This is a genomic window from Methylobacterium sp. WL64 (assembly GCF_008039945.1).
Classification (GTDB): Bacteria; Pseudomonadota; Alphaproteobacteria; order Rhizobiales; family Beijerinckiaceae; genus Methylobacterium.
The window spans coordinates 67,827-85,109 of sequence record NZ_VRVA01000011.1 but is presented as its reverse complement, the minus strand read 5'-3'; the positions used below and the strand labels follow the sequence as shown (position 1 = coordinate 85,109).

The window sequence follows — 17,283 nt, the reverse complement described above, 5'->3', positions numbered from 1 at the left end:
TCAGTGAACACCCTTGGGCAGGCCGGCCATCAGGTACCAGCTGATCAGGCCGGCCACGCCGATGAGCATGACGAAGGCATAGTGGTAGACGTAGCCGGTCTGCAGGCGGACGACGCCGCGGGTCACGTCGACGACCCGCGCCGCGATGCCGTTGGGACCGAGGCCATCGATGATCTTCCCGTCGCCCTGCTTCCAGAGGAACAGGCCGAAATCCTTGGCCGGACGCACGAAGATCCGGTCGTAGAGCTCGTCGAAGTACCACTTGTTGAGCAGGAACCGGTACAGCGACGGCTGCTGCGCGGCGAGCGTACCCGGCAGTTCCGGACGGCGGATGTACATCCAGAACGCCAGGACGAAGCCGAGGATCAGCATGATCAGGGGCGCGTAGGAGACGAGCGCCGGGACCTCGTGGATCTCGTGCATGATGTGGTTCTCGGGGCCGTGCGCCAGGGCATGGCCCCAGAACGCGTCCATCCCGGACCCGATGAAGCGGTCGTGGAAGATTATCCCGGCGAACAGGGCGCCGAAGGCGAGGATCGCCAGCGGGATCGTCATCACCAGGGGGCTCTCGTGGGGCGTATGGTCGCCGTGATGGCCGTGCCCGTGATGGTCGTCCGCGACGAGGTCGCTCTTGTGGGCGGGCTCGACGTCGTGGCCGTGATCGTCGTGGGCCACGCCCTCGGTATGACCCGGGGCGCCGTCAGCCTCGTGCGCCATCGCGGCATGGGTGGTGCCGGCATGCGCGACAGCCGGGGCCGCGTGATCATGCGATCCGTGGATGCCCCAGCGGGCCGGGCCCTCGAAGGTCATGAAGAACAGGCGCCAGGAGTAGAACGACGTGAAGAACGCCGCCACCACGGTGCACAGGAAGGCCAGCGTGTGGCCGGGCCGGGTCGAGGCGTAGGCGGCCTCGATGATTGCGTCCTTCGAGTAGTAGCCGGCCGTGTACGGGAAGCCGATCAGCGCGAGCGAGCCGATCGCCATCATGGCGCAGGTGAACGGGATGTGGGAGCGCAGGCCGCCCATGTTCCGCATGTCCTGCTCGTGGTGCATCGCGTGGATGACCGAGCCGGCACCGAGGAACAGCAGCGCCTTGAAGAAGGCGTGGGTGAACAGGTGGAACACGCCGGCCGAGTAGGCGCCGACGCCGAGCGCCACGAACATGTAGCCGAGCTGCGAGCAGGTCGAGTAGGCGATCACCCGCTTGATGTCGTTCTGCACCAGGCCGATCGTGGCGGCGAAGAAGGCCGTGATGCCGCCGATCACCGTGACGACGATCAGCGCGTTCGGCGCCTCCTCGAACAGCGGCGACAGGCGGGCGACCATGAACACGCCGGCGGTCACCATCGTGGCGGCGTGGATCAGCGCGGAGACCGGGGTCGGCCCCTCCATGGCGTCGGGCAGCCAGGTGTGCAGCAGGAACTGCGCCGACTTGCCCATGGCACCCATGAACAGCAGCAGGCACGCCAGCGTCAGGGCGTTCCAGTCATAGCTGAGGAAGTGGAAGCTCAGGGTCTTGATCGCATCGACCTTGCCGAAGATCGCGTCGAACGCCACCGAGCCGGTCAGAACGAAGACCAGGAAGATACCCAGCGAGAAGCCGAAATCGCCGACCCGGTTGACGATGAACGCCTTCATGGCGGCAGCGTTCGCGGAGGGCTTCTCGTACCAAAAGCCGATCAGCAGGTAGGAGGCGAGGCCGACGCCCTCCCAGCCGAAGAACATCTGCACAAGGTTGTCGGCCGTCACCAGCATCAGCATGGCGAAGGTGAACAACGACAGGTACGCAAAGAACCGCGGCCGGTGCGGATCCTCGTGCATGTAGCCGACGGAGTAGAGGTGCACGAGGGTCGAGACCGTGGTCACGACCACGAGCATCACCCGGGTCAGCGCGTCGACCTTGAAGGCCCAGTCGACCTGGAGTTCGCCGGCCGAGAACCAGGACGCCACCTGCACCCGCTCGGCATGGCCGCCGTCGAGGAACACGCCCCAGGCGATCAGGGCCGTGAAGGCCAGGAACGCGGTGGTGATGTACTCGCAGGCCCGGGCCCCGATGTACCGGCCGAACAGGCCGGCGATCAGGAAGCCGATCAGCGGGAAGAAGACGATCGCGTGATACATCGCTCTCTTGCAGTCCGTCCTCCGGGCCGGCCGCGGGGCGGCGTCCGGATTGTCACTCGGGGCCCGTATGCGCGAGGCCCGTATACGCGGGGCCGCGAAATCGGGTCGCGTGGAGAAGGGTGCTCTAGCCCTTCATCATGCTCACGTCCTCGACCGCGATGGTGCCGCGGTTGCGGAAGAAGACCACGAGGATGGCGAGGCCGATCGCCGATTCGGCGGCCGCGACGGTCAGCACGAACAGGGCGAAGACCTGTCCGGTGATGTCGTTCAGCTGCGTCGAGAAGGCGACCAGGTTGATGTTCACCGCGAGCAGGATCAGCTCGATCGACATCAGGATGACGATGATGTTCTTGCGGTTGATGAAGATCCCGAGCACGCCAAGCGTGAACAGGATCGCCGCGACGGTGAGATAGTGGCTCAGGCCGATCATCGTTCGAATCCCCCGCCTTGCATCAAATCGCGCATCAGACCTCGACACCCTGGCGGGAGGGCACCTTGCGGGTCTCCACCGCCATGCTCTGGGTGCGGGCGTTCTGGACCGCGATGTTCTGGCGCTTGACGCCCGGGCGGTCGCGCAGGGTGAGCACGATCGCGCCGATCATCGCCACCAGCAGGATCAGGCCCGCAAGCTGGAAGAAGTAGGCGTAATCCGTGTAGAGCACCCGGCCCAGCGCCTGGGCGTTGGTCAGGTTCTCGGCCGCCGCGACGTTGCCCAGCGGTGCCTGCACGAGGCCCGGATCGATGGTCCAGGAGCCCACCACCAGGAGCAGCTCCACCAGGAAGATAGCCCCGATCAGGCCGCCGACCGGCAGGTATTGCTGGAAGCCCTGGCGCAGTTCGGCGAAGTCCACGTCGAGCATCATCACGACGAACAGGAACAGCACCGCGACCGCGCCGACGTAGACGACGACCAGGATCATCGCCAGGAACTCGGCGCCCATCAGGACGAACAGCCCGGCGGCGTTCACGAAGGCGAGAATCAGGAACAGCACCGAGGCGACGGGATTGCGCGAGGCGATCACCATGAAGCCCGACGCGACCGTGACGCTCGCGAACAGGTAGAAGAAGGCGGCTGCTGCAGTCATGCGCTCGTCGGGATCGGCCGCCGGAGCGGCCCCTTCTGCCTTGCGTGGAAACGGGCCGCAGCGGGCGGCCCGTCTATAGAACCCGGTCGCCGGTGGCACAACAGCACCCCCGGCATGGCTCTAGCGCATCATCCCGGGCAACGGAACCGGGACGACGCGCTATCTCTTTGCGTCGCATCATCTTTTTTCGAAAGCCGGCAACCGCCTTTCGGGATGATGCCCTAGCGGTACGGCGCATCCATCGCGATGTTGCGCGCGATTTCACGCTCCCAGCGATCGCCGTTCAACAGGAGCTTCTGCTTGTCGTAGAGCAGCTCCTCGCGGGTCTCGACCGAGAATTCGAAGTTCGGCCCCTCCACGATGGCGTCCACCGGGCAGGCTTCCTGGCACATGCCGCAATAGATGCACTTCACCATGTCGATGTCGTAGCGGGTGGTGCGGCGGGTGCCGTCGTTGCGGCGCGGCCCCGCCTCGATGGTGATGGCCTGGGCCGGGCAGATCGCCTCGCAGAGCTTGCAGGCGATGCAGCGCTCCTCGCCGTTGGGATAGCGCCGCAGCGCATGCTCCCCCCGGAACCGCGGGCCGCGATGGCCCATCTCGAAGGGGTAGTTGATGGTCGCCTTCGGCTTGAAGAAGTAGCGCATGCCGAGGATCATCCCCGACACGAACTCCTTCAAGAGAAGGCTCTTGGCGACCTGATCCAGCTTCATGCCGTGATCTCCGGTTTGCGTTGGATCACGCGCCCGGGGCCAGGCCGGTGAGCTTCAACACGAAGGCCACGACCACCACCGAGACGAGCGAAATGGGCAGAAAAACCTTCCAGCCGAGGCGCATGAGCTGATCGTAGCGGTAGCGCGGCACGATGGATTTCACCATCGCGAACAGGAAGAACAGGAAGCTGGCCTTCAGGATGAACCAGATCACGCCCGGCACCCAGGTGAACGGCGCGAACGGGATCGGCGACAGCCAGCCGCCCAGGAACAGCACGGTGCCCAGCGCGCACATGCTCATGATGGCGACGTACTCGCCGAGCATGAACAGCAGGTAGGGCGTCGAGGAATACTCGACCATGTACCCGGCCACCAGTTCCGACTCGGCCTCCGGCAGGTCGAAGGGCGGGCGGTTGGTCTCGGCGAGCGCCGAGATGAAGAACACCACGAACATCGGGAACAGCCACAGCCAGTACCAGCCGAACAGGCCGAGGCTGGTGTCCTGCGCCATCACGATGCGCGAGAGGTTCAGCGAGCCGGCGCAGAGCAGCACGCAGATGATCACGAAGCCGAGCGAGACCTCGTAGGAGATCATCTGCGCCGCCGACCGGAGCGCGCCCAGGAACGCGTATTTCGAGTTCGAGGCCCAGCCGCCCATGATGACGCCATAGACACCGAGCGACGAGATCGCGAAGATGTAGGTGATGCCGACGTTGATGTCGGCGATCGCCCAGCCGTCGGCGAGCGGGATCACCGCCCAGCTCGACAGGGCCAGCATCGCGAAGACCAGCGGCGCCAGCAGGTAGATCGCCTTGTTGGCGCCCGCCGGGATCACCGGCTCCTTCAACACGAACTTGAGCAGGTCGGCGAAGGATTGCAGCAGCCCGAACGGGCCGACCACGTTGGGTCCGCGCCGGAGCTGCACCGCCGCCCAGATCTTCCGGTCGGCCAGCAGCGCGTAGGCGATGAAGACGAGCAGCGCCGAGAGCAGCACGAAGCTCTTCAGCACGATCAGGAGCACGGTCCCGAGGATTTCGAGCGAGGTCATCGTGAAATCCCTACTCTGCCGCCGCGAGCGGCCGCGCTTCGGCGGCACGCTCGCGAGCCAGGCGCGAGCACTCGGCGAGCACCCGCGAGGCACGGGCGATCGGGTTGGTGAGGTAGAAGTCGGTCACCGGCGAAGCGAAGGCGGGGCCGCCCGTGCCGCCGCCGAGACCGGCCAGCCGGTTCACGGCCGCCGCGACATCGCCGGCTTCCACGGTCCCGACCGCCGCGAGATGCGGGTGGGCTGCGTAGAGCGCCCGGCGGAGCGCGGTGAGCGAATCGAACGGCAGGCGCCGGCCCAGCACGTCCGACAGGGCGCGCAGGATCGCCCAATCCTCGCGGGCATCCCCCGGCGGGAACCCGGCGCGGTTGCCCATCTGGACCCGCCCCTCCGTGTTGACCCAGGTCGCCGACTTCTCGGTGTAGGCCGCACCCGGCAGGATCACGTCCGCCCGGGAGGCGCCGCGGTCGCCGTGGGTGCCCTGGTAGACCACGAAGGCGCCCGGGGCGACGTCGCGCTCGTCGGCACCGAGGTTGAACAGCACGTCGACGCCGCCGGTGGCCAGCATGGCCGGGAAATCGAGGCCGCCCTCCCCCGGCACGAAGCCGAGATCGAGGGCGCCGACCCGGGCGGCGGCCGTGTGCAGCACGGCGAAGCCGTTCCACTCCGGCGTCACCGCGCCGATCTCCTTGGCGAGGGTCGCGGCCGCCGCCAGGATACCGGCCTCGACATGGGCGCCGACGATGACGAGCGGAGCCTTCGCGGCCTTGAGGGTCTCGAGGAAGCTGTGCTCGCCGCGGGCGAGGCCCGCGAGCGACTCGGGGCCGGCGCCGATGTAGTGGCTGGGATAGGTCAGGTCGACCGGCTCGCCGATCACCCCGACCGCGAGCGGCGCCATGCGCCAGCGCTTGCGGATGCGCACGTTGAGGAGCGAGGCCTCGGTGCGCGGGTTGGCGCCGACGATCAGGATCGCGTCCGCGGCCTCGATGCCCGGAATGGTCGGGTTGAACAGGTACGAGGCGCGGCCGAGCGCCGGATCGAGGCCGGCATCGGTCTGGCGGCAGTCGAGGTTCGGCGAGCCGAGGCTCTTGATCAGCTCGCGAAGCGCAAAGATCTCCTCGACGCCGGCGAGGTCGCCGACCACGGCGCCGATGCGCTTCGGATCGGTGCCCTTCATCTTGGCGGCGATGGCCTGGAACGCCTCGCCCCACGAGGCGGGCCGCAGCCGGCCGTTCTCGCGCAGGTAGGGCCGGTCGAGGCGCTGCATCCGCAGCCCGTCGACGTGGTAGCGGGTCTTGTCCGAGATCCACTCCTCGTTGATCTCTTCGCTGACCCGGGGCTCGATCTGCATCACCTCGCGGCCGCGGGTGTCGACGCGGATCGACGAGCCGACCGCATCCATCACGTCGACCGATTCGGTCTTGTTCAGCTCCCAGGGCCGGACGTTGTAGCTCTGCGGACGGTGGACCAGGGCGCCGACCGGGCATAGATCGGCGACGTTGCCCTGGAGCTCCGAGGCCATCGACTGCTCGAGGTAGCTCGTGATCTCCATGTCCTCGCCGCGGCCGATGGCGCCGAGGTCGGGCACGCCCGCCACCTCCGCCAGGAAGCGCACGCAGCGGGTGCAGTGAATGCAGCGGTTCATCGCGGTCCGCACCAACGGACCGATATGCTTCTCCTCGACCGCGCGCTTGTTCTCCTGATAGCGAGTCGAATCGACCCCGTAGGCCATCGCCTGGTCCTGCAGGTCGCAATGGCCGCCCTGGTCGCAGATCGGGCAATCGAGCGGGTGGTTGATGAGGAGGAACTCCATCACCCCTTCCCGGGCCTTCTTGGTCAGGCCGGAGCGGGTGAGCACCTCGGGCGGCTCGCCGTTCGGTCCGGGGCGGCAATCCTTCACCGCGTAGGCGCAGCTCGCCACGGGCTTAGGCGCGCCCTTCAGCTCGACCAGGCACATCCGGCAATTGCCGGCGATCGATAGGCGCTCGTGGAAGCAGAAGCGCGGGATCTCGGCCCCGGCGGCCTCGCACGCCTGGAGCAGGGTGTATTCGGCCGGTACCTCGACCTCGGTGCCGTCGACGAGGATCTTTGTCATCGGTGCAATCTCAGTGCGGGGCGTCGGCGAGATCGAGGCGACGCTCGATCCCATCGATCGGCCGGTGAACGCCGGCAGAGTTATCCTCGACCGCGGCCATGCGGCCCTTCCATGCGCGGGCAGCGTCACCCCGGCGATCGACCGCGTGGTCGATGCGCCGCGGATCGACGAGATTCAGGCTTTCCGGCCGGCCCGTCATCGGCCTACTCGGCCGCCATCGGGATGGGATCGGAATGCGGGTTGGCCGTGTAGCGGTCGATCCGCTTCTCGATCTCGGGCCGGAAGTGCTTGATCAGGCCCTGGATCGGCCAGGCCGCCGCGTCGCCGAGCGCGCAGATCGTGTGACCCTCGATCTGCTTGGTGACCTCGAACAGCATGTCGATCTCGCGCTTCTGCGCGCGGCCCTCGGTCATGCGCTGCATCACGCGCCACATCCAGCCGGTGCCCTCGCGGCAGGGCGTGCACTGGCCGCAGGATTCGTGCTTGTAGAAGTACGAGATGCGGGTGATCGCCGCGACGATGTCGGTGGACCGGTCGAGCACGATCACCGCCGCGGTTCCCAGGCCGGAGCCGAGGTTGCGCAGGGTGTCGAAGTCCATCTTGGCGTCGATGATCTGATCGGCCGGCACCAGCGGCACCGAGGAGCCGCCCGGGATCGAGCACAGCAGGTTGTCCCAGCCGCCGCGCATGCCGCCGCAATGCCGGTCCACCAACTCGCGGAAGGTGATGCCCAGCTCGGCCTCGACGTTGCACGGCTTGTTGACGTGCCCCGAGACGCAGAACAGCTTCGTGCCGGTGTTGTTCTTGCCGCCGAGGCCAGCGAACCACGAACCGCCCCGGCGCAGGATCGTGCCGGCGACCGCGATCGACTCGACGTTGTTGACCGTCGTCGGGCAGCCGTAGAGGCCCATATTCGCCGGGAACGGCGGCTTGAGCCGCGGCATCCCCTTCTTGCCCTCGAGGCTCTCGATCAGCGCCGTCTCCTCGCCGCAGATATAAGCGCCGGCGCCGTGGTGGACGTAGATGTCGAAGGGGAAGTCGTGGACGTTCGACTGGCCGACGAGACGGGCCTCGTAGGCCTCGTCCACCGCCCGCTGCAGGGCGTGTTTCTCGGCCACGTACTCGCCGCGGATATAGATGTAGCAGGCATGCGCGCCCATCGCGAAGCAGGCCAGCATGCAGCCCTCGATCAGGAGGTGCGGATCGTGCCGCATGATCTCCCGGTCCTTACAGGTGCCCGGCTCCGACTCGTCGGCGTTGACCACGAGGTAGTGCGGGCGCCCGTCGGACTTCTTGGGCATGAACGACCACTTGAGGCCGGTGGGGAAGCCCGCGCCGCCGCGGCCGCGCAGGCCCGACGCCTTCATCTCCTCGATGATCCAGTCGCGGCCCTGCTCCAGGAGGAACTTGGTCCCGTCCCACGCGCCGCGCTGCTTGGCAGCCTCCAGGCCCGGCGAATGCAGGCCGTAGAGGTTGGTGAAGATGCGATCCTGATCCGACAGCATGTTCTTCGTTCCTCAGCTGACCGGAGCGTCGGTGATGTCGAGGCGGCGCTCGATCCGGGCGAGCCGGGAGTCGAGGGCGCCGAACGCCTCGCAGAGGGTGCCGATATCGGTCTGCACGGCGTTCATCTGCAGTTGCTGCGCCTGCTGATCGCCGCGTACGCCCTTCGACTCGCCGCGCACTTCACGCAGGCCTCCGTCCATGTTCCCGGCGCGCGCCTGCACGACCTTCAGCACCTCGTAGATCCGTTCGTTCGTCACCGCGGTCATGGTGGTCAAACTCCCGTCCCCGACAGCGCCTGAGCCTGGCCCACCCAGTCCTCCCGGTCGATGCGACCTGGGAACGCGAGGTAGGTGCCGACCCAGGTTATCTCGTCGCGGCCCCAGGCGGCGATCTGGTCGAAATGGTAGATGCCGAGTGCATTCAGGCGCTGGCTGTCGCCCGGGCCGATGCCCTTGATCCGGGTCAGGTCGTCCGGCTGGCCGGCGCGGGCGGTATCCAGGCCGGGCGGACGGGTGCCGACCGCGTTCGCCTTCTGCTCAGGCGTCGCGTCCGTCGGCAGGGCCGCCAGGGCGTCCGCGACGCGCGCCTCCTCGGCTTCCGCCGCGACTTCGCCCTCGCTGGCGCCGGACGCCTCCGGCTGCGGCGGGACCGTGCCGCGATCCGGCACAGCCTGGCTGCCCTGGTCGCCCCCGGCCCGCTCGTCCTTGGAGACCGCCTCGGCCGGCGCCTCGCGCACGTCCGCGTCACCCTCCCGGGGGGCGCCGCCCTTCGCCGTCGAGCGGCCGGTCTCGGCCGCGTCCGCCCGATCCTCGGGCTTGACCGGCGTCTCGCCGTTGGCCGCGCGCTGTGCCGGCGCATCGGTGACGGGGCGCTCGGCGGCGCGCCCGGCGTCGGGCCGGGCGGGCTTGGGCTGCGACGCCGCCCGCTGCTCGCTCGACTTCGCCTCGTCCGCCTTCGCGGCCTCGTCGGCGCCGGACTTCGCGGTGTCCTCGAAGCGCTTGCGCCAGGCGCCGACCCGCGAGCCGTCGAACAGGGCCGGATCGGTCAGCGTGTCGGGGCCGCCGAGCGGCTCGGACGCCTGGCGCTCGACCTGCGAGCCGACCTTGACCGGCCGGCCGGCGGCGAGGTCGTCCATCAGGGTGCCGAGCGATTCGGGCGTCAGATCCTCGTAATAGTCCTGGTTGATCTGGACCATCGGGGCGTTGCAGCAGGCGCCCAGGCACTCGACCTCGAGCCACGAGAAGTTGCCGTCGGGCGAGACGTGGCCGGCGGGGCCGAGGCGCGCCTCGAGCATCTCCTTCAGGCCCCGGGCGCCGCAGGAATCGCACGGCACCGTGCCGCAGACTTGGACCCAGAAGCGCCCCACCGGCTCCAGCGCGAACATCGTGTAGAAGGTGGCCACCTCCAGCACGCGGATGTTGGGCATGCCGAGTTCGGTCGCCACCGCCTCGATGGCGGCCCGGGGCAGCCAGCCGCCGTTCTGCTCCTGCGCCTTCCAGAGCAGCGAGATCACCGCGGAGGCCTGGCGGCCTTCCGGGTACTTTGCGATCTGGGTCTTCGCCCAGGCGGCGTTCTCGGGGGAGAACGCGAAGCTCTGGGGCTGCTCAGAGGCCGGCGCGAGTCTGCGGTTTGCCATCCTGCTAACGCCTTACCGATCCACTTCGCCGAACACGATGTCGAGGGTGCCCAGCACGCACGACACGTCGGCCAGAAGGTGCCCCCGGCACATCCAATCCATCGCCTGAAGATGCGCGAAGCCCGGCGCGCGGATCTTGCAGCGGTACGGCTTGTTGGTCCCGTCGGACACGAGATAGACGCCGAACTCGCCCTTGGGTGCTTCCACGGCGGCGTAGACCTCGCCTTCCGGGACGTGGAAACCCTCGGTGTAGAGCTTGAAGTGGTGGATGAGCGCTTCCATCGAGCGCTTCATCTCCCGGCGGGGCGGCGGCGCGAACTTGCCATCGATGGCCGCGATCGGGCCCTGACCGGCCGGCTCGCGCAGCTTGGCGCAGCACTGCTTCATGATCTTGGCCGATTCCCGCATTTCCTCCATGCGGATCACCTGCCGGTCATAGGTGTCGCCGTTCCGGCCGACCGGGATGTCGAACGCCATCTCTTCGTAGCACTCGTAGGGCTGCGCCTTGCGCAGGTCCCACGGGATGCCCGAGCCGCGCAGCATGACGCCGGAGAAGCCCCACTCCATGCACTCGTCCACCGAGACGATGCCGATGTCGACGTTGCGCTGCTTGAAGATGCGGTTGGCCATGACGAGGTCGTCGAGATCCTGCACGACCTGCAGGAACGGGTCGCAGAAGGCCTCGATGTCGTCGATCAGCTTGGGCGGCAGGTCCTGGTGGACGCCGCCGGGCCGGAAGTAGTTGGCGTGGAGCCGGGCGCCCGAGGCACGCTCGTAGAAGATCATCAGCTTCTCGCGCTCCTCGAAGCCCCAGAGCGGGGGCGTGAGGGCGCCGACATCCATCGCCTGCGTGGTGACGTTGAGCAGGTGCGACAGCAGGCGACCGATCTCGCAGAACAGCACGCGGATCAGCTGCGCGCGGCGCGGCACCTCGATGCCCGCGAGCTTCTCGATCGCCAGGCAGAAGGCGTGCTCCTGATTCATCGGCGACACGTAGTCGAGCCGGTCGAAATACGGCGTCGCCTGCAGGTAGGTCTTGTGCTCGATCAGCTTCTCGGTGCCGCGGTGCAGCAGGCCGATATGCGGATCGACGCGCTCGACCACCTCGCCGTCGAGCTCCAGCACAAGGCGCAGCACGCCGTGCGCCGCCGGATGCTGCGGGCCGAAATTGATCGCGAAGTTGCGGATGTTGTGCTCGGTCATCGGGCGGCTCCGCTCCTCAGGCCGACTTCTTCTCGTCGCCCGGGAGCACGTAATCCGTGCCCTCCCAGGGCGAGAGGAAATCGAAGTTCCGGAATTCCTGCGTCAGCTGGACCGGCTCGTAGACGACCCGCGCCTCGTCCTGGTCGTACCGGACCTCGACGAAGCCGGTGAGCGGGAAGTCCTTGCGCAGGGGGTGCCCCTCGAACCCGTAATCGGTGAGCAGCCGGCGCAGGTCCGGATGCCCCGAGAACAGGATGCCGTAGAGGTCGTAGGCCTCGCGCTCGTACCAGTTGGCGGCGGGGAACACCTCGATCGCCGAAGGGACCGGGGTCACCTCGTCGGTCTGCACCTTCACCCGGATGCGCGCGTTGTGGCGCAGCGAAAGCAGGTGGTAGACCACGTCGAAGCGCTTCTCGCGCTGCGGGTAGTCCACGCCGCAGATGTCGATGAAGCTGCGGAACGCGCAGGCCGGGTCGTCGCGCAGGTACGTCAGCGCGTAGACGATGTCGGAGGACTGGACCACCAGGGTCAGCTCGCCGAACGCGGTGGCGTGGGACACCACCGCCGGGCCGAGCGCGCCGGTGATGCGCGCCGCCATCGCCGCGAGGGCGGACTCGCCGCTCTCCGGCTGCGTATGCGACAGGATCGAGATGCCGTTGGTCATGCCCGCTCCTCAGCGCTCGATCGTGCCGGTGCGGCGGATCTTCTTCTGCAGCAGCAGCACGCCGTAGAGCAGCGCCTCTGCGGTGGGCGGGCAGCCGGGCACGTAGATGTCCACCGGCACGACCCGGTCGCAACCGCGCACCACCGAATAGGAATAGTGGTAGTAGCCGCCGCCGTTGGCACAGGAGCCCATCGAGATCACGTAGCGCGGCTCTGGCATCTGGTCGTAGACCTTGCGCAGGGCCGGAGCCATCTTGTTGGTCAGGGTGCCGGCGACGATCATCACGTCGGACTGGCGCGGCGAGCCGCGCGGAGCGAAGCCGAACCGCTCGCAATCGTAGCGCGGCATCGACATCTGCATCATCTCGACCGCGCAGCAGGCGAGCCCGAAGGTCATCCACATCAGCGAGCCGGTGCGGGCCCAGTTGATCAGCTCGTCCGTGGTGGTGAGCAGGAAGCCCCGGTCGGCCAGCTCGTCGCTGATCGACAGGAAGGTCGGATCGTCGGCGCCGATCGGCCGGCCGGTGTTGGGATCGATGATCCCCTTCGGCTGGGGCGCGACCGCGGGGGCGCGGGACAGGCTGTGGGTCGTGTCGGTGATCAGGGCCATCGGCGACTCGGAATGCGGTGCGGGCAGGCTGCTGTTGCGAATCAATCCCACTCGAGGGCGCCCTTGCGCCACTCGTAGACGAAACCGACCGTCAGCACGCCCAGGAAGACGATCATCGACCAGAAGCCGAACCAGCCAAGGTCTCCGAAGGTGATCGCCCACGGGAACAGGAACGCGACTTCGAGATCGAAGATGATGAACAGGATCGCCACGAGGTAGAACCGCACGTCGAACTTCATGCGGGCATCGTCGAAGGCATTGAAGCCGCACTCGTAGGCCGAGAGCTTCTCCGGGTCCGGGCTCTTGAACGCAACCAGGAACGGCACGACCAGCAGCGCGGTGGCGATGAACAGAGCAACGCCGATGAACACGATGAGCGGAAGATAGTCCGCCAACAATCCGGTCATGCCAGGGCCTCGCGAGAGCGTCTCGTATCGACGTGGGAAACCGCGGTGCGCCGCCGAACCGGATTCGCCCGTGGAATTGTTCTTATGCCAGGATGCGCGCGGCCGGAGGCTTAGTCGAGCCGCCGACCCGTGACAATGGCTTGTCGCGTCGCACAAAGTGCACGTCCTGCCTTGTGCAGAGATTGGGCGCAGGCGGCTCGCCTGCAACACGACGCAAGCGCGCAGCCCGTCCGGCGCATCGCCGCACAAAACCGTCACGGACACGCTTGACAGTCCCCGGTCTGGCCCATACACCCCGCCCCGTCGCCGGGCGAAACGCCCCCTCGGAAGCGACCACGCCGTGCGGGCGTAGCTCAGTTGGTTAGAGTGCCGGCCTGTCACGCCGGAGGTCGCGGGTTCGAGTCCCGTCGCCCGCGCCACTTCCACAATACCGTTACAAGATGCCCGAACCGCGCCTCCGATCGTCTCGGGGGCGTTCTTGCGTTTGCGCTGCCGTCGGGACCGTGATCGGTCGGCAGATCGGCGCCCTCGAACGTGAGATGTCGGCGGCAACGTGGCAGTCCAGCCGCCACGGACGGTTCAGAGCGGGCGCGGAGCCGTCGTCTCGAGGCCGATCTTGATCGCCACGACGTTGGCACCGGGGATCCGTGACGCCCAGGATCGCCGTCCGCGTGTCGGGCGGCGTCGTTGGCGTGTGCCCACCGACCTCTCATGGACGGTCACACGTACCGACCCAACCGCCTGCCGAGCCCACGTTCCGCTCGACATGCGTACGCCCTCAGGGCCGTGGGACGGCCGCAACCATCTCGATCTCGACATGTGCCCCCAGCGGGAGCGCCGCAACGCCGATCGTCGTGCGCGCCGGGTAGGGGGCCGTGAAGTACTCGGCGTAGACGTGGTTCATCGCGGCGAAGTCGCCCATGTCCGTCAGGAACACGTTGCACTTCACAACGTCCCCGAAGCCAAGTCCCGCCGCTGTCAGCACAGCTTCGAGGTTTCGAAAGCACTGGTGAACCTGCGCTGTGAACCCGCCTTCGACCAAACGGCCGGTCGTCGCGTCGATCGGAGTCTGGCCCGACAAATAGACGGTGTCGCCGGCGCGAACGGCGTGCGCGTAGGGGCCGACGGCCGTTGCACCGGGTGCGGTCACGGCAACTCTGCTCATCGGTGGTCCCTCTTGAATGCCGTGGTCGCGTGAGGGTCCATTCCATGCGGACCGGCGCAGAATCAACGCCGGTCCGCCCCCCGCGCCCGGCGGCGGTCGTCGCGCCGCCCGATCAGCAGGTCGGTGGCGTCGCGGCGGCCCGGCACGGTTGCGTCGGCGACGTCCTGCGGTGTCAGACCGATATCCTTCAGCTCCCGCTCGGACAGGGTCGCGAGTCGGTGCAGGACGCGCCGGTTCATCGCCGCGCGGGACAGGCCCGTCCGCACCTCGGCCGCGGCCTCGGCGATCGCCCGGGCAGCCCGGGCGAGCCAGGACGGCCTGCCCGGCGCGTGGGCGGTCTGGGTGAGGCACTGGTCCATGATTCGATCCTTCGTCCGTGCGGATTTCCGCGATCCTGCGGCCATGGGGCTGGCGGCGACAGGAACAGTTCGGTACGGTTTCGAAGAATTGTCCGGTCGGAAAGGCGGTACGGATGAAGGTCGCGAGCAGGCCGGCGGGAACGCGCGTCGAGACCGTGGCCGGCGAGATCCGTGAGCGCATCGCGGCGCGCCATCTCGTGCCCGGGGTCCGGATCCCGTCGGTGCGGGCGTTCGCGGAATCCATGGGCGTGTCGAAATCGACCGTGGTGGAGGCCTATGACCGGCTGGCCGCCGAGGGCACCCTGGTGGCGCGGCCGGGTTCGGGCTTCTACGTCGCCGGCAAGACCCGGCCGCTCTCCCTCCAGGCGATGGGTCCGCGGCTCGACCGGATCGTGGACCCGCTCTGGATCACCCGCCAGGCCCAGCAGGCCGGCGCGGACCAGCTCAAGCCCGGGGCCGGCTGGCTGCCGGATTCGTGGATGCCGCACGAGGCGATCCGGCGCGGCCTGCGCCGGGTGGCCCGGGCCGATCTGGCCGAGATGACCAATTACGACCGCCCGCTTGGCTACGAGCCCCTGCGGATCCAGATCGCCCGCAAGATCGCCGAGAAGGGCGTCGGCGCCGAGCCGGACCAGATCGTGCTGGTCGAATCGGCCACGCAGGCCCTCGATCTGGTCTGCCGCTTCCTGCTCCAGCCCGGCGACACCGTGCTGGTGGACGATCCCTGCTACTTCAATTTCCTGGCGCTGTTGCGAGCCCACCGGGTCGCGGTGGTCGGCGTGCCGCTGACCCCGGAGGGACCGGACCTGCGGGCTCTGGGCACCCTGCTCGAGCGGCACCGCCCGCGCTTCTACCTCACCAACGCGGCGCTCCAGAACCCGACCGGCGCGAGCCTCGCCCCGGTCATCGCCCACCGGCTGCTGAAGCTGTGCGAGGCGCACGACACCCTGATCGTCGAGGACGAGATTTTCGGCGACCTCGAGCCCGAGCCCGCGCCGCGGCTCGCCGGCTTCGATGGGCTGGACCGGGTGATCCAGATCGGCAGCTTCTCCAAAACGTTGTCTGCCGCCGCGCGCTGTGGCTGGATCGCGTTGCGGGCCGACTGGGTCGAGCCGCTGGTCGATCTCAAGCTGGCGCTGAGCCTCGGCAACGGCCACCTCACCGCGGCCCTGGTGCACAGCCTGATCACCGAGGGCTGCTATCGCCGGCATCTGGCCGAGACCAAGCGGCGGCTGGCCGGCGCCATGGTCCAGGCCTCGGCCGAGCTCGGCGCCTGCGGCCTGAAGCCCTGGGCGCAGCCCCGGGGCGGCTTCTTCCTGTGGATGCACTTGCCGGACGGGCGCGACGGCGCCGAGGTAGCGCGCCGGGCGATGGCGCAAGGCATGGTCCTGGCGCCGGGCACCGCGTTCAGCCTCTCGGACGACTGGAACGGCTACATGCGCTTCAACGTCGCCCGTTGCGTCGACCCGCGCATCCGGCCGATCCTGCGCGCGGCGCTGGCGTGATCGCTCCGGTGCCATGGCTTTGCGCGCGCAGCGCAGCGACCTGGCGGGGTTCCTCGTTTGATCGGGGTACGGCGCCCAATGGGCCTGCGCCCGATAAGCTTGAGATTAGGGTGACAGCGTTCGACCCAACTTGGCCGCCTGGTTTGCCACAGGCGCTTCCCGATAGCGGTCATTCGTTGGCCGTCTGGCAACTTCGGCTTGGGGTGGCCACCAAACCCGGACCTCGCGACCCGAAGTGGACATTCCACCTCCGACCCACAGCATTCCCGCGTATCGCGCGCAGAACACTCATGGTCGAAAACTCGAGTTGACACATCGATCCTGAGTTGCGTGTATCGCTTCTCGGGGACCTAGTCATGAGCGCGATTTTCGATGCCTCGGAATGTGATGACTGGCTCCACTCGAAGCAGGCCGAACTCCGCGCGCTTATGGCTGAGGCGCGGTCGGTGCGCCGGGAGGCAGCCGTCATGCGCGAAGCGAACGCGCAGTCTCGTTTCCGCCTGCAACAGGCCTGGGCCAGCATCTCCGCTCAGTGGGGGCTGACACCGCCGGCTGACGCTGAACCCGAGGCGCCCGACCACCGCTTATCCATTCTCGAAGCCTTGAACCTTGCCGGCCTCGATGAAGGCGATCTCGACGACGTGGCCACGTCCATGTGCGCCGCATACCAAGCTGCTGTGGCCAGGGACGACGAGGTACAGGACGTTTTGAGAGACGCGCTGATGTCCATCGGCCGCCACATCGCCGCACAGATGGGCCCCAAGGCAGCAGGTGTCGTTCAAAGTTGACACGCCTTGACCGTTCCTGGGAGGGCGCGCGTATGGCAGACGAAGCCTCCCATGCGGGATCCCTCCAGCACATCGCCGACGTCCTGGGCGTGCCGGTTTCGACATTCTACGGGCGCCCGGACTCGAACGCTCGCCCGATCGATGAGGAGAAGTTGCTGACGGTGCTGGCGAGGTTCCTGCGCGCCTTCGAGGAGGCCGGTAACCCGGCGGAACGCAGACGCTGCGCCGAATGGCTGAGTACCGAGTTCAAGCACCTGGGCATCGGTACGCCGAGAGACAGCTAACTCTCGTTCCGATCACACGGCTTTGTCTCGAAACCACCCTTCTCAGACATCACCAGCGCCAAGCGGATCGCGTCCAAACCCTCAATCACGTCTCAACCGCG

The 17,283-nt window shown here is 67.8% G+C and carries 19 protein-coding genes and 1 tRNA gene; 4 read left to right on the top strand and 16 right to left on the bottom strand.

The annotated features are described in order from the left end of the window. The 14 genes from nuoL to FV242_RS08400 all read right to left on the bottom strand — a co-directional run bounded on the left by nuoL (position 1) and on the right by FV242_RS08400 (position 13,081). Positions 1 to 2,121: an NADH-quinone oxidoreductase subunit L gene (gene nuoL / locus FV242_RS08465; protein WP_147938620.1), complete on the bottom strand. Its 2,121-nt coding sequence runs from the start codon at positions 2,119 to 2,121 to the stop codon at positions 1 to 3. 124 nt (positions 2,122 to 2,245) lie between these two features. After that, complete coding sequence (gene nuoK / locus FV242_RS08460) at positions 2,246 to 2,551, bottom strand: NADH-quinone oxidoreductase subunit NuoK (RefSeq protein ID WP_147853847.1); 306 nt, start codon at positions 2,549 to 2,551, stop codon at positions 2,246 to 2,248. Between the two features lie 34 nt (positions 2,552 to 2,585). Next, positions 2,586 to 3,206, bottom strand: coding sequence for an NADH-quinone oxidoreductase subunit J (locus tag FV242_RS08455; protein ID WP_147907018.1), 621 nt, complete (start codon positions 3,204 to 3,206; stop codon positions 2,586 to 2,588). Between the two features lie 221 nt (positions 3,207 to 3,427). Next, a complete protein-coding gene (nuoI, locus tag FV242_RS08450) occupies positions 3,428 to 3,916 on the bottom strand; it encodes an NADH-quinone oxidoreductase subunit NuoI (protein WP_007560744.1) in 489 nt (162 codons plus the stop codon). A gap of 25 nt (positions 3,917 to 3,941) precedes the next feature. Next, complete coding sequence (gene nuoH, locus FV242_RS08445; RefSeq protein WP_147853845.1) at positions 3,942 to 4,964, bottom strand: NADH-quinone oxidoreductase subunit NuoH; 1,023 nt, start codon at positions 4,962 to 4,964, stop codon at positions 3,942 to 3,944. 10 nt (positions 4,965 to 4,974) lie between these two features. Then, positions 4,975 to 7,056: an NADH-quinone oxidoreductase subunit NuoG gene (nuoG, locus tag FV242_RS08440; protein WP_147938619.1), complete on the bottom strand. Its 2,082-nt coding sequence runs from the start codon at positions 7,054 to 7,056 to the stop codon at positions 4,975 to 4,977. 10 nt (positions 7,057 to 7,066) lie between these two features. Continuing rightward, a complete protein-coding gene (locus tag FV242_RS08435) occupies positions 7,067 to 7,255 on the bottom strand; it encodes a hypothetical protein (RefSeq protein WP_147938618.1) in 189 nt (62 codons plus the stop codon). Positions 7,256 to 7,259: 4 nt separating this feature from the next. Then, a complete protein-coding gene (nuoF, locus tag FV242_RS08430; RefSeq protein ID WP_147907015.1) occupies positions 7,260 to 8,561 on the bottom strand; it encodes an NADH-quinone oxidoreductase subunit NuoF in 1,302 nt (433 codons plus the stop codon). 12 nt (positions 8,562 to 8,573) lie between these two features. Beyond that, entirely contained in the window at positions 8,574 to 8,828 is a 255-nt protein-coding gene (locus FV242_RS08425; protein WP_147938617.1) for a hypothetical protein, read from the bottom strand. A 5-nt stretch (positions 8,829 to 8,833) separates the two neighbouring features. Further along, positions 8,834 to 10,198, bottom strand: coding sequence for an NADH-quinone oxidoreductase subunit NuoE (gene nuoE, locus FV242_RS08420; protein ID WP_147938616.1), 1,365 nt, complete (start codon positions 10,196 to 10,198; stop codon positions 8,834 to 8,836). A gap of 12 nt (positions 10,199 to 10,210) precedes the next feature. Next, positions 10,211 to 11,401 carry an NADH-quinone oxidoreductase subunit D gene (locus FV242_RS08415; RefSeq protein ID WP_147907012.1) on the bottom strand — a complete coding sequence of 397 codons (1,191 nt, stop codon included), beginning with the start codon at positions 11,399 to 11,401 and terminating at the stop codon, positions 10,211 to 10,213. A 16-nt stretch (positions 11,402 to 11,417) separates the two neighbouring features. Next, positions 11,418 to 12,065 (bottom strand): NADH-quinone oxidoreductase subunit C, encoded by a 648-nt coding sequence (locus FV242_RS08410; protein ID WP_147907011.1) that lies wholly within the window; start codon positions 12,063 to 12,065, stop codon positions 11,418 to 11,420. 9 nt (positions 12,066 to 12,074) lie between these two features. Beyond that, positions 12,075 to 12,674: an NADH-quinone oxidoreductase subunit B family protein gene (locus FV242_RS08405; protein WP_007560753.1), complete on the bottom strand. Its 600-nt coding sequence runs from the start codon at positions 12,672 to 12,674 to the stop codon at positions 12,075 to 12,077. A gap of 41 nt (positions 12,675 to 12,715) precedes the next feature. Further along, a complete protein-coding gene (locus FV242_RS08400; protein ID WP_007560754.1) occupies positions 12,716 to 13,081 on the bottom strand; it encodes an NADH-quinone oxidoreductase subunit A in 366 nt (121 codons plus the stop codon). 342 nt (positions 13,082 to 13,423) lie between these two features. Between FV242_RS08400 and FV242_RS08395 the strand changes: the two genes are divergently transcribed. Further along, positions 13,424 to 13,500: transfer RNA gene (locus FV242_RS08395), tRNA-Asp, on the top strand. A gap of 359 nt (positions 13,501 to 13,859) precedes the next feature. Here the strand turns inward: FV242_RS08395 and FV242_RS08390 are convergent. Both FV242_RS08390 and FV242_RS08385 read right to left on the bottom strand, forming a co-directional pair. Continuing rightward, complete coding sequence (locus FV242_RS08390; protein WP_147938615.1) at positions 13,860 to 14,246, bottom strand: RidA family protein; 387 nt, start codon at positions 14,244 to 14,246, stop codon at positions 13,860 to 13,862. Positions 14,247 to 14,308: 62 nt separating this feature from the next. Then, positions 14,309 to 14,605 carry a DUF1127 domain-containing protein gene (locus tag FV242_RS08385; protein WP_147938614.1) on the bottom strand — a complete coding sequence of 99 codons (297 nt, stop codon included), beginning with the start codon at positions 14,603 to 14,605 and terminating at the stop codon, positions 14,309 to 14,311. A 113-nt stretch (positions 14,606 to 14,718) separates the two neighbouring features. On the opposite strand from FV242_RS08385, the gene FV242_RS08380 reads away from it, so the two are divergent. From FV242_RS08380 to FV242_RS08370, 3 genes are all read left to right on the top strand, one after another. Further along, positions 14,719 to 16,110: a PLP-dependent aminotransferase family protein gene (locus FV242_RS08380; protein ID WP_147938613.1), complete on the top strand. Its 1,392-nt coding sequence runs from the start codon at positions 14,719 to 14,721 to the stop codon at positions 16,108 to 16,110. Between the two features lie 356 nt (positions 16,111 to 16,466). After that, the gene (locus tag FV242_RS08375) at positions 16,467 to 16,898 is read left to right on the top strand and encodes a hypothetical protein (protein WP_147938612.1); all 432 of its coding nucleotides are present in this window, start codon (positions 16,467 to 16,469) and stop codon (positions 16,896 to 16,898) included. Positions 16,899 to 16,930: 32 nt separating this feature from the next. Continuing rightward, positions 16,931 to 17,182, top strand: a complete 252-nt coding sequence (locus FV242_RS08370; RefSeq protein WP_147938611.1) for a hypothetical protein — start codon at positions 16,931 to 16,933, stop codon at positions 17,180 to 17,182. Positions 17,183 to 17,283: the final 101 nt, after the last annotated feature.

Excerpts from the sequence above, each read along its gene's own strand:
- nuoL (WP_147938620.1), bottom strand. The coding sequence starts at position 2,121 with ATGTATCACGCGATCGTCTTCTTCCCGCTGATCGGCTTCCTGATCGCC.
- nuoK (WP_147853847.1), bottom strand. The coding sequence starts at position 2,551 with ATGATCGGCCTGAGCCACTATCTCACCGTCGCGGCGATCCTGTTCACG.
- FV242_RS08455 (WP_147907018.1), bottom strand. The coding sequence starts at position 3,206 with ATGACTGCAGCAGCCGCCTTCTTCTACCTGTTCGCGAGCGTCACGGTC.
- nuoI (WP_007560744.1), bottom strand. The coding sequence starts at position 3,916 with ATGAAGCTGGATCAGGTCGCCAAGAGCCTTCTCTTGAAGGAGTTCGTG.
- nuoH (WP_147853845.1), bottom strand. The coding sequence starts at position 4,964 with ATGACCTCGCTCGAAATCCTCGGGACCGTGCTCCTGATCGTGCTGAAG.
- nuoG (WP_147938619.1), bottom strand. The coding sequence starts at position 7,056 with ATGACAAAGATCCTCGTCGACGGCACCGAGGTCGAGGTACCGGCCGAA.
- FV242_RS08435 (WP_147938618.1), bottom strand. The coding sequence starts at position 7,255 with ATGACGGGCCGGCCGGAAAGCCTGAATCTCGTCGATCCGCGGCGCATC.
- nuoF (WP_147907015.1), bottom strand. The coding sequence starts at position 8,561 with ATGCTGTCGGATCAGGATCGCATCTTCACCAACCTCTACGGCCTGCAT.
- FV242_RS08425 (WP_147938617.1), bottom strand. The coding sequence starts at position 8,828 with ATGACCGCGGTGACGAACGAACGGATCTACGAGGTGCTGAAGGTCGTG.
- nuoE (WP_147938616.1), bottom strand. The coding sequence starts at position 10,198 with ATGGCAAACCGCAGACTCGCGCCGGCCTCTGAGCAGCCCCAGAGCTTC.
- FV242_RS08415 (WP_147907012.1), bottom strand. The coding sequence starts at position 11,401 with ATGACCGAGCACAACATCCGCAACTTCGCGATCAATTTCGGCCCGCAG.
- FV242_RS08410 (WP_147907011.1), bottom strand. The coding sequence starts at position 12,065 with ATGACCAACGGCATCTCGATCCTGTCGCATACGCAGCCGGAGAGCGGC.
- FV242_RS08405 (WP_007560753.1), bottom strand. The coding sequence starts at position 12,674 with ATGGCCCTGATCACCGACACGACCCACAGCCTGTCCCGCGCCCCCGCG.
- FV242_RS08400 (WP_007560754.1), bottom strand. The coding sequence starts at position 13,081 with ATGACCGGATTGTTGGCGGACTATCTTCCGCTCATCGTGTTCATCGGC.
- FV242_RS08390 (WP_147938615.1), bottom strand. The coding sequence starts at position 14,246 with ATGAGCAGAGTTGCCGTGACCGCACCCGGTGCAACGGCCGTCGGCCCC.
- FV242_RS08385 (WP_147938614.1), bottom strand. The coding sequence starts at position 14,605 with ATGGACCAGTGCCTCACCCAGACCGCCCACGCGCCGGGCAGGCCGTCC.
- FV242_RS08380 (WP_147938613.1), top strand. The coding sequence starts at position 14,719 with ATGAAGGTCGCGAGCAGGCCGGCGGGAACGCGCGTCGAGACCGTGGCC.
- FV242_RS08375 (WP_147938612.1), top strand. The coding sequence starts at position 16,467 with ATGAGCGCGATTTTCGATGCCTCGGAATGTGATGACTGGCTCCACTCG.
- FV242_RS08370 (WP_147938611.1), top strand. The coding sequence starts at position 16,931 with ATGGCAGACGAAGCCTCCCATGCGGGATCCCTCCAGCACATCGCCGAC.